Below are 13,609 nucleotides of genomic sequence, written 5' to 3' on the forward strand. Positions count from 1 at the left end.
ACGCCGTCCGTCATTCATGTCGCATACAGGGAGGAGACCCAACATGGACTTGAAATCAATAGCATTGGCAACATCCGGGCTGATCGCGCTGGCTTCAACCGCCGTTGCCGATCCGGTCGAGCTGGATCTGTGGACCATCGACGACCCGGGCGAATATCACTACGTCATGGCCGACGAGTTCATGGCCAAGCATCCGGACATCAAGATCAACGTGCGGACCGTCCAGTTCGAGGACATGGTCAATGACCTCGCACGCGGCGTGGCGACCGGTGATGCTCCCGACATCACCTATATCGACAATCCGGAAGTGGCGCTGTTTGCTTCACGCGGACTGTTGCTCGACCTGAAACCCTATATCGAGCAGTCCGATATCGTGAATGCCGACGACATCTTCCCGGGACCGCTGTCATCGGTCAGCTACGAGGGCGGCATCTATGGTATTCCGCGCGGGGCGAACACGATCGCTCTCTACTACAATGCCGACATGTACCGGGCGGCCGGGCTCGACCCCGACAACCCGCCACGCACCTGGGACGAGCTTTACGAAGCCGCCAAGGCGCTGACCAAGCCGGAAGAGAATATCTACGGCCTCGCTTTTTCTGCGGTTGCGACCGAAGAGGGCACCTTCCAGTTTCTGCCCTGGCTGCAGATGACCGGTGGGGATTACGACAACGTCGACACGGACGGGGCGGTACGAGCGCTTTCACTCTGGAAGAAAATCCTCGACGAAGGACTGGCCTCGCCGGACACGCTCATCCGCGGTCAGTGGGACAGCACCGGTACTTTCAATGCCGGGACCGCCGCAATGTCTATCTCGGGACCCTGGGAACTGCCCCGAATGAGCTCGGAAGCCAAGTTCGATTTCAGGGCTGCGCTCCTGCCCGCACCGGATGAGGGAGCGGACCGTGCCTCGGCACTGGGGGAGGGCGACAACGTCATTCTGGCCAGCACCGACAATCCGGACGAAGCCTTCCTGTTCCTGGAGTTTCTCTATGACAACATGGACCGCGTCTGGAATGAATTCGGCTACCTGCCGGCTTCCAAGGTCGAGGCGAAGGATCCAAAGTATCCGGAAATCTATGCGGTCTTCGAAGAATCGATGAAATATGCCCGCAACCGCGGACCTCATCCGCAGTGGCCGAGCATCAGCAAGGCGATCCAGACCGCAATCCAGTCGACACTGACCGGTCAGGCAACACCTGAAGATGCTCTCGCTGCCGCGCAGACCAGCATCGACAAGGTCCTGAAGTAGGGTCTGTTCAGGCGGGGTTTTGCGATGTTCGCCCTGCCTTGGGGTGTGTGCTCGCGAGCCGTCCGACCGGACGGGAGCGCACACCCTTTTTCATCCGCCATGGAGGAGGAGACGGATGCTCAACTTTACCAGACCGTTCCGGGACGGGGCCGGTTTCGACACGATCCTCGTGACGCTGGCGCTCGGGTACCTGGTTCTGTTTTCGGGTTTTCCGCTCGTTTACAACCTCGTCATGTCGTTTCAGGAAGTGGACCTGTTTTCACTCGGATCCTTCGACAGGCCCTATGTCGGTCTCGACAATTACGTTGATGTGCTGTCACGTCCCGAAGCTTGGGGCATCTTCCTCAATACCGTGAAATTCGTCGGCATCTCGGTCGCAGCGCAATTGTCCATCGGATTTGCTCTGGCAATGTTCTTTCAGCAGAATTTTCCGGGAAGCACCTGGTTGCGCGGGTTGTTCCTGGCAGGCTGGATCATGCCGGCTCTTGTTGTCGGCGCTGTCTGGAGCTGGATTCTGGCAGGGGATTTTGGCGTTCTCAACCATGTCCTGTTGTCTCTCGGCCTGACCGGTGAGCGTATCTTCTGGCTGTCCGACCCGAATGTGGCGCTTTATTCGGTCATCCTCGCCAACATCTGGCTGGGGGTTCCGTTCAACATGATCCTGTTGTCCGTCGGACTGGCGGGAATTCCGGAGGATATCTACGAAGCCGCCGAAATGGACGGTGCGAATGCCATTCAACGGTTTTTCACCATCACCTTGCCAATGATGCGCGCCCAGCTCGGAGCAGTGATCTCACTGGGCGTCATTTTCACCCTTCAGCAGTTCGACCTGTTTGCAGCCCTCACGCAGGGCGGTCCGTCGAATGCTTCAAACGTCTTCCAGTACTGGAGCTGGCAATTGTCGTTTCAGTACTACGAGATTGGCGTCGGTTCGGTGATCTCGGTTCTGATGATCCTGTTCGTGATTTTCGTTGCCGCGGTCTACGTGCGGTCCACGCGCCACGAACAGCTAGCTTGAGGCGTCGAGCGATGATGAAAAAATATGGCCTGACCGCGATCGCGCTCTGTCTGGTGAGCCTTTACCTCTTCCCGCTTTACTGGATGTACATCACGGCCCTGAAAAGCGGCACGGAAATCTTCGCCAATCCGCCGACCTTCTGGCCGGAAAATCCGCAATGGATGGTTGGCGAAGTCTGGACGCGCCTGAAGATGGACGTCTACCTCTGGAACTCGCTTCTGATTGCCACGGGGGTGACGATTATCGTCGCCATCTGCGGCACGGGCTGTGCCTATGTTCTCTCTCGCATCCGCAACCGCTGGATGGACGTGGTGCTCTTCATCGTTCTGATGATGCAGGTCTTGCCATCATCCTTGATGATCACGCCGATTTTCGTTGCCTTCAATCAGGTTGGCCTCAACGAGGTGCCAAGAACATCGGTGATACTGGCGCAGGCGGCGAAGGTTCTGCCGCTCTATATCGTGCTGTGCCGGGCAACCTTTCTGCAGGTTCCAAGGGAGCTGGAAGAAGCCGCGCTGGTCGACGGCAACTCGCGAATAGGTGCCTTCCTGTCCATCATCGTCCCGCTTGCAAGAAACGGCATTCTGGTGACGTCGGTGCTCATCTTCCTGCAGTCCTTCGGGGAATATGTCTATTCGCGCTCCCTGATCACGCAGCGGGCGCTACAGCCGGCGACTGTCGGTCTGCAGTCCTTCATGGGCCCCAACACGTCCGACTGGTCCGGTGTGATGACCTACTCCGCGATCTACGTGACGCCGGTTCTCATCATATTTGTGTTGCTGCAACGCCAGATCGTCAGCGGCCTGACCTCCGGAGCCCTCAAATGAGCTATCAGATCGAGCTGGAAAACATACAGAAATATTATGGCGCCTATCACGCGCTCCGCGACGTTTGCCTGCAGATCCCCAAAGGACAATTCGTTGCTCTGGTCGGGCCTTCGGGATGCGGCAAGTCCACCTTGTTGCGCACCATCGCCGGACTGGAAAAAATCACCAGCGGCACGATGCGGATCGCGGGAGATGCGGTCAATGATAAGGCACCACGCGAGCGGGACCTTGCGATGGTGTTCCAGTCCTATGCCCTTTATCCGCACATGACCGTTCGCCAGAATCTGACCTATTCCATGCGGCTCCGGAGACGCCCCAAGTCCGAAATCGACAAGGCGGTGGAGGAAATAGCCCGCGTGACCGGGTTGGGCGAACTTCTCGACAGATATCCGCGGCAACTCTCCGGTGGACAGCGTCAGCGCGTCGCCATGGGCCGGGCCATCATCCGCAACCCGAAGGCTTTCCTGTTCGACGAACCGCTTTCCAATCTGGATGCGGCCCTCCGGGTGCACATGCGCTCCGAAATCCGGCAACTTCACAATCGCCTCGGTGCGACGTCCGTTTATGTGACCCACGACCAGATCGAGGCGATGACAATGGCCGATCAGGTGGTGGTCATGCGAAGCGGGGTCATCGAACAGAAAGGCGCGCCACTCGACCTTTACGACAGGCCAGTGAACAAGTTCGTTGCAGGATTTATCGGCTCCCCGGCGATGAATTTTGTCGATGGAATCGTTGCGGAGGGGGGCAAGAGTGTTGGTCTTGCTCTTCCCGGGACACCGGAGATCGCATTTGAGGGACTGCAACTGCCCGGTCAGAAGGTAACGGTCGGACTGCGGCCGGAACACCTGATGGTCGGGCAGGGGGACTCGGGAAATGAAATGACGCTTCCGGTATCGCTCGTTGAGAGAACGGGAGCAGTCTCCTACGTGCTCACCGATACGGATCCCGGGCTCCTGATTACCGCTCCGGTTCGTGTTGAAGATGGCGTTCGGTCGGTCTCCGTTTCGATCAAACCGGAACACATCCACCTGTTTGACAGGGAAACAGGCAACGCCCTCTTGCACGCGTGATATCCCAGCCGTCCAATTGAGTGTCTGCGGATCGGAAACTCCTGGCAAAGGGGCTCCTGTCCGCTGGCGACTGTTGTGAATATCGATATTGCGGCGGCTTGGAAAATGATCATTTAAACTGATCATTCTGATAGAAATTATATCACTTAGATAAAACGCTTGATCGGTGCTGCTTCAGGATCACCCAGTGACCTGAAGTGTTGCAGCGTTAACGACCAAGGCTAAATTGCTCTTCCATTCCTTTTGCGTTCCCAATGAGGGATGGCGCCGCCGCAGGGCTCCGGCCTTGCAGGCATTTCCGTCGCGTTGTTTGCCCCGCGGATTGAGCCTTTGAGCAAAATCCCTTTGTAACAACTTTTGGCGAACCACCGCGACTGCGAAACCTCTCAAGGGTTGCCAGTCACCAACGCCCGTTGGCAGTGCCGCACGGTCGCTCCGTGAGGCTTTGGCAGCGGCAACAAGAAGAGATTTTTCACTCGCAAGGCAAAAATAAACATGCATGCGCATGCAAATATATTGACGATAGCGAAGTTCTAATTATATTGCATGCACATACAAATAAAGTGAAAGCCCACCTGATGAGTGCCGTTACAGTTTACACCGACTACGTCTGTCCCTTTTGCCTGCTCGCGGAAAAGGTCGTGACGACGGCGATCGGTGACAGGAAGATCCCGATATCCTGGCGGGCCCATGAATTGCGGCCCGACCCGGTGCCGACGCTGAGGCCCGAGGATCCTTACCTTCCGGCGATCTGGAACCGGTCGGTTTATCCGCTTGCGGAAAGCCTTCAGGTGCCAATCAAGCTGCCGTCGATTTCGCCTCAGCCACGCACCAACAAGGCTTTCGAGCTGCTGGCTCTGGCGCAGGATCGGGGACTGGATCATCCGTATTCGATGCGGATTTTGCGCGCCTTCTTCCAGGAGGATAGCAACATCGGCGATCCCGAGGTTCTTGTCGCATTGGCTGCGGAAGCGGGGATCGATCCGGATGAAGCCCGGCAGGCTCTCGAAACCGGGGCCTACCGCGCACGTCACCGTGAAGCACTGCGCCATGCCCGCGAAGACATGGCAATCACGTCGGTTCCCACGATCGTGGTCGGTGATCAGATTTTCCGGGGAGTTCCCCCGCTGGACGAATTGCTTCAGGCAATCGACCGGCTGGAAAGCGCCCCCGGCAATAGCGGCCGCTCCCGGTAATCGACGCGGCCAGGTCGAAAGGCATCCGCCTTCACACACTCTCAATCTACAAAAGGAATATGCAATGAGCTGGGTTTATCTCGGAATCGCCGTGATCTTTGAGATCGCGGTCGCAATAAGTGCCGGAAATGCAAAAGGGTTCACACGGTTCGGGTGGACCGTCGCAACCCTCGTGAGCGGTGCTATCGCCACCTTCTTCCTGAGCCTTGCGCTCCTCACCTTCGATGTCGGTGTCGGGTACGCAATCTGGACCTCCGTCTCAGGTGTCGGGATCGTCGTCCTGGGGGCGCTGTTCTTTGGTCAGCAGCTCAACTGGAAGAAAGGCCTCGGCATCGCCTTCGTCATCGGCGGCGTTGTCGGCCTGCGCCTGAGTGGTGCTGCCTGAGCAACTGAAACACGAAGTATCTCCTCCAATTCTCTTCTGATCAAAAGGAACAGCAAATCATGGATACGCTACAGAAAACCCAGGGCAATGGCGGTGCATGGGGCATGCTGATGCTCGCCAGCGCGTTCGAAATCGGCTATGCGCTCAGCGTCGGCGGCAGTCAGGCATTCACCATTCCGAGCTGGTCGATTGCCGCCGTCGTTTTCTTCCTGCTCACGCTTTACTTCCTCAGTGCCGCGCTGCGAACCATCGACGTGGGGATCGGCTATGCGGTGTGGGCAGGCATCGGCTCGGTCGGGGCCGCCGTCTTCGGCAGCATCTTGCTCGACCAGCCGTTGACGCTGATCCAGGCAGTCTGGCTTGGTATCATTATCGCAGGTGTCGTCTGGTTGAAGCTGGCCGACAGCCCGAAGCTTGCGGAAACAGCATGATGGGGACGGATCGTTCAGAATGCCTCGACCAGCTCATGGAGGTGGCGGTCGCCTTCTCCGTGGATCATGTCCACAAAGGCGGCATTCCCTTCACCGCACTTGTCGTTGACGGAAATGGCACAATAATCGGGCGCGGTGTCAACCGCGTTCGGGATCATCATGATCCGACCGCGCATGCGGAAGTCGACGCGATCCGCGACGCTTCCCGCACGCTTAAAACTCCACATCTGCATGGGGCCATTCTGCTTGCGTCAGGAGAACCTTGCGCGATGTGTTACATGAGCGCGCTTTATGCAGGCATCTCGCAGGTGTTCTTTGCCGCCGATCGTGATGAAGTGGCAAGGCACGGCTTCGATTATCGAGGTTCCTATCGGCTGTTTGCCAGAGATCCGTTGGCCTGGCAGTCGCCTCGCGTGGCGAAGCTGGCCGTCCCCAAAGCTATGCGGCCTTTCCAGAACTTTGCTGCGATGAGCCGCATTTCCGACTAACGGCAGTTACTTGTTTCTGCGCTTGCATGAGCATACAAATGTTCAGCGCAAGCGTAGAACACTCGAAGGTCCAGATTGATCATGTCCAATAGCAGTGGTTCGTGGCTCAGGCTGATCCACGCGGTCGCCAATGTCGAAGCAGACCTCGCAAAAGTCCTGCAAGACCGGCATGGCCTTGGTCTGTCGGATTATCGCGCACTCGAGATCCTCTCCAAATCGCCCAGTTCCGAATTGCGAATGCAGGAACTGGCCACCCATCTGCAGCTGAACCAGAGTTCCGTATCACGCATGGTCGAGCGTCTGGAGCGGGGTGGCTTCACGGTTCGTGATCTTTGTCCGGACGACAAGCGAGGCGTCTATACCGTCCTCACCGACAAGGGACGTGCACATTTTGAAAGCGCGCAGCCCGATTACGAGAACGCACTGGAAAATGCCCTCAAGGAGCACGGCGGGGCCGAGTTGCTTCTTGCACGATTTGGAAATGAGGAAGACGTGGTCTGAGAGGTTTCCGGCCGTTCCTATCTCCAGGTTCACGTGCCGCCCGAGTTCAGGCTGATCAAGGCATCAGCAAGATGTCTTGCCGCCGGCCCCATCGTTTCATCCAGACGATGGGCAACATAGGCTTGCGCCGCAACTTCACCGTTACGGCCAAGTGCGCTCACGTTAAGCCTGACCAACCGTCCCTGCTCGAGATCACGTTCTACAAGCCACAGAGGCAGCCGACCCCAGCCAAGCCCGCCAAGGATGAGGTTGTACTTGGCATCCTGCGTGTTCACTCGGCAGGATTGCGGCGATAACACGCCAAAGTCACGTCCGGCCGATATCTGGGAGGGGTCCGTCAAGACAATCTGAAGATGATCTGCAAGGTCCAGGGCTTCCAGTGCCCTGGCACCCTTGTCCTTGGCAAGTGGATGCTCTGCAGCCACCAACGCGACCTGGATGATGGAGGTCAGCGCGTCGAACTTGATACGTGGATCCCGAAAATCTTCGCCAACCATCACGGCCAGTGCGCAACTCTTCTGCCTCAAAGCCTCAAGTGGGCCGCCCAGGGGTTCGACCTGAACACGAACCGAGACCGAGGGAAAGCTCTCCCGCATTTGCGAAATTGCTGTTCCGACTTTCTGCAATGGATAAAGGGTGTCCACTGCGATCCCGAGTTCGGTTTCCACACCCGCCGCAAATCCGCGCGCTTTGGCCCGCAGCACATCTACGCGCAGGAGAATGTCTCTTGCGCTGCCAAGCAGCATCTGGCCTTGCCGCGTCAAAACCGGTCGGTGTCCAGAGCGGTCGAACAATTCGACGCCAAGCTGTGCTTCAAGATTGGCGATCGCGACGCTTACGCCGGATTGGACCCTCGACAAGGACTGTGCGGCTGCCCGGAAGCTTCCGCTGTCTGCGATGGCTACAAATGTTCGCATCTGATCGAGCGTCAGCGCGTCTAGCATGATCACCTCAATTGATCGTTTTGATGCAAATTATATCACTTAGATTGACTAATCAAAGAAGGCATTTTGCCGGCGTTCCATGAACCGAAGCGAGGTGCAACCATGGCCAGGATACTGGTACTTTATTATTCGTCTTACGGTCACATCGAGACAATGGCGATGGCGGTCGCCGACGGTGCGCGCCAGGCTGGCGCCACTGCCGATGTGAAGCGTGTTCCTGAACTTGTCCCGGATGCGGTTGCCAGCAAGTCCGGCTACAAGGTCGACCAGCAGGCGCCGGTCGCCATGGTGTCCGAGCTTGCCAACTACGACGCCATCATCATTGGTACGCCGACACGTTTCGGCACCATGTCTTCCCAGATGAAGAACTTCCTCGATCAGACGGGAGGTCTCTGGTTTGAAGACAAGCTGGTTGGCATGGTTGGCAGCGTCTTTACCTCTACAGGCAGCCAGCATGGTGGTCAGGAAACCACCATTCAGTCGACACAGACTGTCCTTTTCCATCTTGGGATGATGATCGTCGGTCTGCCCTACAGCTTCAAGGGACAGATGCGGATGGACGAGATTACCGGTTGTTCTCCTTACGGCGCGTCCACGCTGGCTGATGATGGCAATGGCGGTGATCGCCAACCAAGTGAAAACGAACTGGAAGGCGCCCGTTTTCAGGGGCGGCACGTTGCCGAGATTGCTATGGCCCTGGCCCTTGGCCGACAGGTGAGAGTGGCCGAATGACAGCCTCTGCTCTGACAGTTGAGCCGTCGTCCACCCGGTGGTCGGCGGTGCTCCTGATCGTCTGCGCCGGTATCGTTACGGCGTTGCAGGTTGGAAAAGCGGCCATTGCCGCGCCACTGCTGCAATCAGATCTGGGAATTGGCCTGGCGGCCATCGGCTGGTTGACGGGGATCTTTGCAGTTCTCGGGCTCGCGGGTGGAATCCCGACAGGCGCGCTTGTCGCCAGTTTCGGTGGCAGGCGTCTTTTGATCATGGGATTGTTGACGACAGTGTTTGGGGCCGGCTTCGGAGCGGTGGTTTCAGGCTTGTCCGGGCTCTTGCTTGCCCGCGTCGTCGAGGGCGCTGGTTTCCTCCTGGTGACAGTTGCGGCTCCCTCGATCCTGAGCCAAGTCGCTAAACCCTCCGACCGTGATGTGGCCTTTGCCCTTTGGAGTTGCTTCATGCCTGTCGGCATGGCGATCGCGATGCTGACCGGTCCCATGTTCGATGACTGGCGGACGATATGGTGGGCGAGCTGCCTGCTCACCCTGATCATCTGCCTGCTTGTGCCACTGATGGTTCCGGTCGATGACGAACATCGCCCCTGGTCGTGGCGCAAGCTGAAAACCGATACGATGTCCGTGTTTCACGCCAGGGTGCCGGTCGCTCTTGCTGGCATGTTGGCTCTTTACAGTCTGATGTTTTTTGCGTTGTTCAGCTTCCTGCCGGTGTTGCTGATGGAGCAAATGGATGTCTCCCACCAGACTGCGGGACTGTTGAGCGCGCTTGCGTCCGCAGTGAATGTTTTAGGAAATCTTGCGGCGGGTCTTCTGCTGTCCCGTGGTGTCAGTCGTGCGGTGTTGCTCGCCGGTGCCAGCATAACCATGGGCGTGGTCAGTTTCGGCATATTTTTGCCCCTGCTGCCCGCTGCCGCGACTTTTGCTCTGTGCATGCTGTTCTCGGCCGTTGGTGGGCTGATCCCGGCAACGATCCTGTCTTCCGCTCCGATTGTTGCTCCAACAGCGGGTCTGGTTCCGGTGGTCCTTGGATTGATCATTCAAGGCAACAACCTGGGACAAATCCTTGGTCCGACGGCCGTCGGCAGCGCTATCGAGCGTTTTGGCTGGAGTTCTGCAGCATACGCCGTTGCCGGAGCGGCCCTGGTTGCAACCGCCCTCGTGGCGGCATTCGGAAAACGCATCAAGCAAATGCCGGAGTAAAGTTGTGGTCACGCTCACCAATCTCACGGCATTCGCTCTGGTCTCGTTCGGCATGGTGATCACGCCAGGGCCAAACATGATCTATCTCATCAGCCGATCCATCTTGCAGGGACGTGCAGCCGGCTTCATCTCGTTGTTCGGCGTTCTTGCGGGATTTGTATTTTACATGCTGTGCGCGGCCTTCGGCGTGACGGCACTGATCTTTGCCGTTCCGTTTGCCTTCGGGGTCATTCAGATCGCAGGTGCCGCGTATCTGCTCTATCTGGCCTGGCGCGCTATCCAGCCGGGTGCCGGTTCGGTTTTTCAGCCGCAAACCGATCTTCCGCTCGATCCTCCGCGGCGTCTTTTCATGATGGGCTTTCTGACCAATCTCCTCAATCCGAAGATTGCCCTTCTGTACCTGTCGTTGTTACCGCAGTTTCTAGATCTGAGCGGCGGACATTTGCTGGCGCAGAGCGTGTTGCTCGGCAGTGTCCAGATCATGATCAGCTTTGCCGTAAATTCACTGATTGTACTGGCCTCGGCCTCTGTTGCGGCATGGTTTGCCATGAGGCCCGGTTGGCTTAAAGCACAGCGATGGGTCATGGCTTCGGTTCTGGCCGGACTGGCCTTGAGCGTTGTCAGCGCGCGTTGATTGAGGCCCGTCTCAACACTCGTTGTCTGGCAACACGTGTCTTTTCCCCGGGGAGCACGTCACAAAGACGCGGTGAAGATCGTCATAGGCATAGAACCTTTTGAATGGAGCAAACCATGACGACGAAACCTGTCAATCACTACAAGAATGTTCCGAACGTATTTGCCTCTCTGGAGGCGGTCCATGGCGCGATCGATGAGCATGGCCTTGAGCGCATGTTGCACCACCTGGTGCAATTGCGTGCGTCCCAGATCAACGCCTGTGCCTATTGCGTCAAGATGCACACCAGGGAAGCCCGCGATGATGGCGAGACCAACGAACGGCTCGATCGTCTCGCGGTCTGGGAACATGTGAACGATTTCACACCGAAAGAACGTGCCGCGCTTGCCTGGACCGAAGCCTTGACGGACATCGACCGGAAAACCGACTACGGGCCTCTGCGTGCCAACTTGCGTGAGCATTTCAGCGAAGCCGGGATCAGTGCTCTGACCGCGACGATTGCGATGATCAATCTCTGGAATCGCATTCAGGTTTCTGCGCACTGACATGGAGCCGACCGACATCTGCCTTTTCGAAAGCCGCCGGCCGTTTCTCACCGGATTGGCCTACCGCATTCTCGGCTCGCTGGCAGAGGCCGAGGATGCGGTCCAGGACACCTACCTGAAATGGCAGGCGGGTGAGCACGAAGCCATTGCCAACCCGGCAGCCTGGTTGACCGCAACTTGTACACGCCGCTGCATCGACATGTTGCGATCAGCGCGCCTGTCACGTGTTGACTACGTCGGTGCATGGCTGCCGGAACCGGTTCACACGATGACCGAAATAAACGCGGAGGAGGTCGTTGAACTTTCCTCCACCCTTTCGCTCGCCTTCATGCTGGTTCTGGAACGGCTCGCTCCCAAGGAAAGGGCTGCATATCTTCTGCGAGAGATTTTCGACCAGTCCTATGAAGACGTCGCGGCTGCCTTGAACGTTACCGAAGCGGCCTGCCGCAAGCTTGTCTCGCGGGCGCGCATTCGTGTCGGCCGTGAAGAGGCAGGTGCCGTTGTTCCCAAGGAGCGCCAGGACATGCTGCTGACAGCTTTCCAGGCCGCAATCACAACAGGCCGCACGGGGCAACTTGCCACCCTCATGAGGGAAGACATCGAGCTGCGCGCTGATGGTGGCGGGAAGGTGCTTGCATTGCTGCACCCTCTGTCCGGCAAGGAGGGTGTGTTGTCGTTCCTCGGCGACACCCTCAAGTCTTCCTGGACCGGCTACAGGTGGCAACACATCGATATCAATGGAACGCGAGGAGCACTCGTCTTTGACGGGGTGGTGCTTGCTGCGTCAATCAGCTTCGCCTGGGACGTCCAGGGGCGCCTCTGCAGCATCTACATCATGCGCAATCCGGACAAACTGGCCCGGCTCGACGGCTCCGAAAGGACGATACAATGACCGACATCCGCGCCGCATCTCATTCTCCTGGTTGGGCCGACCTGCTTTCCGGCAGCAATCTCGTGCGTTCGCTTGCGCTCAGCGGTGGTGTCGCGCTGCATGCGCTCAATCTCTATATTTCCACCACCATCTTGCCCTCGGTTGTGCGGGAAATCGGCGGTTTTGATTATTACGCCTGGAACACGACCCTGTTCGTGGTCGCGTCTATCCTTGGAGCAGCGCTGTCCTCGCATATTCTCGCACTAACCGGTCCGCGGGGCGGCTATGGTGTTGCTGCGCTCATCTTCATTGCCGGCACGGCCATCTGCGCCAGTGCCAACACGATGCAAATCATGCTTGCCGGCCGGTTCGTGCAGGGTTTCGGCGGAGGAGTACTGTTGGCGTTGGCCTATGCAATGGTACGCCGCGTTTACCCGGAGCCATTGTGGCCACGGGCAATGGCGCTCCTGTCGAGCATGTGGGGGATCGCGACACTGCTCGGACCTGCAGTTGGTGGTGTGTTCGCAGAACTCGGCTTGTGGCGCGGTGCATTCGTTGTCCTGATACCTGCTGCGGTGGGTATTGCTCTTTCGGCCAGCTTTGTCCTGCCGCGTGACAATGAAGAGCGCAAGAGCGTGGATCCGCTTCCGGTCGCACAGCTTGCCCTTCTGACACTCGCCGTCTTTGCCGCTTCCTGGGGTGGTGTCGGCAAACACATGACGTCGACTGTCATTGGATTGATGACAGCCCTCGTTCTGACTGGTCTGGTTGTTGTGGCGGAACGCGGTTCGAAGCGGAAGCTGTTACCGGGCGGTGTCTTCAGACTTCCAAGCGCTCTCGGGAGTCTTTATGCGACATCGGCACTTTTGGCAGTGACCGTCACTTGTACGGAAATTTTCCTGCCGCTCTTTCTCCAGGAACTTCACGGCCGCTCGCCTCTGCAGGCGGGCTACATCGCAGCCATCATGTCTGCGGGATGGACGGCTGCGGCCATTGTTGCATCCGGATTTCAGGCCGGCCGACGCACCATGGCGGTGCGCATGGGGCCGATGCTTTCTCTGGCTTCGATGGGTATCCTCGTTGCAGTGATGCCCTGGACGGGAGCCGAAGGCGATTGGTTGCCTCTGAGCTTGATCTGCACTGCCCTTTTGATCGGGGGAGCCGGTGTCGGTCTTGCCTATCCGCATCTGTCGGCGATGGTCCTGAGTGTTGCACCTCCAGCGGAAGCGGACAATGCGGCGTCATCAATCATGACGGTTCAGCTTTGCGCAACCGCCTTCGGGGCCGCGCTTGCCGGTCTGTCGGTCAACCTGGCTGGCGCAGCCACGCAAACCGAAGGCATGGATGTTGCGAATGCGGCTCGTTGGCTGTTCGTCACCGTGGCAATAGCACCTGGACTGTGTTTGCTCGTGATGAAAGGCGTGTCGTTCAGGCAAGCAGTCGAGAAATCCCTGTAGGGCTCACAGAATTTGACCTGCAAATTTGCGCTGAAACTGCATTTTCCGGTGCGATC

16 protein-coding genes are annotated in these 13,609 nt (G+C 58.0%); 15 read left to right on the top strand and 1 reads right to left on the bottom strand.

Annotated elements, in window-relative coordinates:
• Positions 1-43: 43 nt before the first annotated feature.
• From FIV03_RS28365 to FIV03_RS28405, 9 genes are all read left to right on the top strand, one after another.
• Positions 44-1,252, top strand: a complete 1,209-nt coding sequence (locus FIV03_RS28365; protein ID WP_173014024.1) for a sugar ABC transporter substrate-binding protein — start codon at positions 44-46, stop codon at positions 1,250-1,252.
• A 115-nt stretch (positions 1,253-1,367) separates the two neighbouring features.
• Positions 1,368-2,270, top strand: a complete 903-nt coding sequence (locus FIV03_RS28370; RefSeq protein ID WP_023001537.1) for a sugar ABC transporter permease — start codon at positions 1,368-1,370, stop codon at positions 2,268-2,270.
• Positions 2,271-2,281: 11 nt separating this feature from the next.
• Entirely contained in the window at positions 2,282-3,097 is an 816-nt protein-coding gene (locus tag FIV03_RS28375) for a carbohydrate ABC transporter permease (RefSeq protein ID WP_152512176.1), read from the top strand.
• Entirely contained in the window at positions 3,094-4,170 is a 1,077-nt protein-coding gene (gene ugpC, locus FIV03_RS28380) for a sn-glycerol-3-phosphate ABC transporter ATP-binding protein UgpC (RefSeq protein ID WP_152512177.1), read from the top strand. The genes FIV03_RS28375 and ugpC overlap by 4 nt, the downstream gene beginning before the upstream one ends.
• 578 nt (positions 4,171-4,748) lie before the next feature.
• Positions 4,749-5,366, top strand: coding sequence for a DsbA family oxidoreductase (locus tag FIV03_RS28385; RefSeq protein ID WP_152512178.1), 618 nt, complete (start codon positions 4,749-4,751; stop codon positions 5,364-5,366).
• A 64-nt stretch (positions 5,367-5,430) separates the two neighbouring features.
• Entirely contained in the window at positions 5,431-5,751 is a 321-nt protein-coding gene (locus FIV03_RS28390) for a multidrug efflux SMR transporter (RefSeq protein ID WP_152507773.1), read from the top strand.
• Positions 5,752-5,810: 59 nt separating this feature from the next.
• Positions 5,811-6,182 carry a multidrug efflux SMR transporter gene (locus FIV03_RS28395; protein ID WP_152512179.1) on the top strand — a complete coding sequence of 124 codons (372 nt, stop codon included), beginning with the start codon at positions 5,811-5,813 and terminating at the stop codon, positions 6,180-6,182.
• The gene (locus tag FIV03_RS28400) at positions 6,182-6,670 is read left to right on the top strand and encodes a nucleoside deaminase (RefSeq protein WP_173014034.1); all 489 of its coding nucleotides are present in this window, start codon (positions 6,182-6,184) and stop codon (positions 6,668-6,670) included. The genes FIV03_RS28395 and FIV03_RS28400 overlap by 1 nt, the downstream gene beginning before the upstream one ends.
• Positions 6,671-6,751: 81 nt before the next feature.
• Positions 6,752-7,171, top strand: a complete 420-nt coding sequence (locus FIV03_RS28405) for a MarR family transcriptional regulator (RefSeq protein WP_152512180.1) — start codon at positions 6,752-6,754, stop codon at positions 7,169-7,171.
• Positions 7,172-7,200: 29 nt separating this feature from the next.
• Here the strand turns inward: FIV03_RS28405 and FIV03_RS28410 are convergent, their stop codons facing one another.
• The gene (locus tag FIV03_RS28410; protein WP_152512181.1) at positions 7,201-8,115 is read right to left on the bottom strand and encodes a LysR family transcriptional regulator; all 915 of its coding nucleotides are present in this window, start codon (positions 8,113-8,115) and stop codon (positions 7,201-7,203) included.
• Positions 8,116-8,217: 102 nt separating this feature from the next.
• Here FIV03_RS28410 and wrbA point away from each other — a divergent pair, with 102 nt between their 5' ends.
• The 6 genes from wrbA (at position 8,218) to FIV03_RS28440 (ending at position 13,553) form a co-directional block, all read left to right on the top strand.
• Positions 8,218-8,847, top strand: a complete 630-nt coding sequence (gene wrbA, locus FIV03_RS28415; protein WP_152512182.1) for an NAD(P)H:quinone oxidoreductase — start codon at positions 8,218-8,220, stop codon at positions 8,845-8,847.
• Positions 8,844-10,046, top strand: a complete 1,203-nt coding sequence (locus FIV03_RS28420) for an MFS transporter (protein WP_152512183.1) — start codon at positions 8,844-8,846, stop codon at positions 10,044-10,046. Before wrbA ends, FIV03_RS28420 begins: the two co-directional genes overlap by 4 nt.
• A 4-nt stretch (positions 10,047-10,050) precedes the next feature.
• A complete protein-coding gene (locus FIV03_RS28425; RefSeq protein ID WP_152512184.1) occupies positions 10,051-10,680 on the top strand; it encodes a LysE family translocator in 630 nt (209 codons plus the stop codon).
• 116 nt (positions 10,681-10,796) lie between these two features.
• Complete coding sequence (locus tag FIV03_RS28430; RefSeq protein WP_286202337.1) at positions 10,797-11,225, top strand: carboxymuconolactone decarboxylase family protein; 429 nt, start codon at positions 10,797-10,799, stop codon at positions 11,223-11,225.
• A 1-nt stretch (position 11,226) separates the two neighbouring features.
• Positions 11,227-12,117 carry a sigma-70 family RNA polymerase sigma factor gene (locus FIV03_RS28435; protein ID WP_152512186.1) on the top strand — a complete coding sequence of 297 codons (891 nt, stop codon included), beginning with the start codon at positions 11,227-11,229 and terminating at the stop codon, positions 12,115-12,117.
• Positions 12,114-13,553 (top strand): MFS transporter, encoded by a 1,440-nt coding sequence (locus FIV03_RS28440; RefSeq protein WP_152512187.1) that lies wholly within the window; start codon positions 12,114-12,116, stop codon positions 13,551-13,553. The genes FIV03_RS28435 and FIV03_RS28440 overlap by 4 nt, the downstream gene beginning before the upstream one ends.
• The last annotated feature ends 56 nt before the right edge of the window (positions 13,554-13,609 follow it).

Origin of the sequence: Labrenzia sp. THAF187b (assembly GCF_009363375.1) — a bacterium.
In the GTDB taxonomy this organism is placed as follows: Bacteria; Pseudomonadota; Alphaproteobacteria; order Rhizobiales; family Stappiaceae; genus Roseibium; species Roseibium algicola.

What these genes read in the sequence shown, in the direction of transcription:
- FIV03_RS28400 (WP_173014034.1), top strand. Translation starts at nt 6,182, where the DNA reads ATGGGGACGGATCGTTCAGAATGCCTCGACCAGCTCATGGAGGTGGCG.
- ugpC (WP_152512177.1), top strand. Translation starts at nt 3,094, where the DNA reads ATGAGCTATCAGATCGAGCTGGAAAACATACAGAAATATTATGGCGCC.
- FIV03_RS28430 (WP_286202337.1), top strand. Translation starts at nt 10,797, where the DNA reads ATGACGACGAAACCTGTCAATCACTACAAGAATGTTCCGAACGTATTT.
- FIV03_RS28390 (WP_152507773.1), top strand. Translation starts at nt 5,431, where the DNA reads ATGAGCTGGGTTTATCTCGGAATCGCCGTGATCTTTGAGATCGCGGTC.
- FIV03_RS28385 (WP_152512178.1), top strand. Translation starts at nt 4,749, where the DNA reads ATGAGTGCCGTTACAGTTTACACCGACTACGTCTGTCCCTTTTGCCTG.
- FIV03_RS28440 (WP_152512187.1), top strand. Translation starts at nt 12,114, where the DNA reads ATGACCGACATCCGCGCCGCATCTCATTCTCCTGGTTGGGCCGACCTG.
- wrbA (WP_152512182.1), top strand. Translation starts at nt 8,218, where the DNA reads ATGGCCAGGATACTGGTACTTTATTATTCGTCTTACGGTCACATCGAG.
- FIV03_RS28420 (WP_152512183.1), top strand. Translation starts at nt 8,844, where the DNA reads ATGACAGCCTCTGCTCTGACAGTTGAGCCGTCGTCCACCCGGTGGTCG.
- FIV03_RS28395 (WP_152512179.1), top strand. Translation starts at nt 5,811, where the DNA reads ATGGATACGCTACAGAAAACCCAGGGCAATGGCGGTGCATGGGGCATG.
- FIV03_RS28405 (WP_152512180.1), top strand. Translation starts at nt 6,752, where the DNA reads ATGTCCAATAGCAGTGGTTCGTGGCTCAGGCTGATCCACGCGGTCGCC.
- FIV03_RS28375 (WP_152512176.1), top strand. Translation starts at nt 2,282, where the DNA reads ATGATGAAAAAATATGGCCTGACCGCGATCGCGCTCTGTCTGGTGAGC.
- FIV03_RS28435 (WP_152512186.1), top strand. Translation starts at nt 11,227, where the DNA reads ATGGAGCCGACCGACATCTGCCTTTTCGAAAGCCGCCGGCCGTTTCTC.
- FIV03_RS28365 (WP_173014024.1), top strand. Translation starts at nt 44, where the DNA reads ATGGACTTGAAATCAATAGCATTGGCAACATCCGGGCTGATCGCGCTG.
- FIV03_RS28370 (WP_023001537.1), top strand. Translation starts at nt 1,368, where the DNA reads ATGCTCAACTTTACCAGACCGTTCCGGGACGGGGCCGGTTTCGACACG.
- FIV03_RS28410 (WP_152512181.1), bottom strand. Translation starts at nt 8,115, where the DNA reads ATGCTAGACGCGCTGACGCTCGATCAGATGCGAACATTTGTAGCCATC.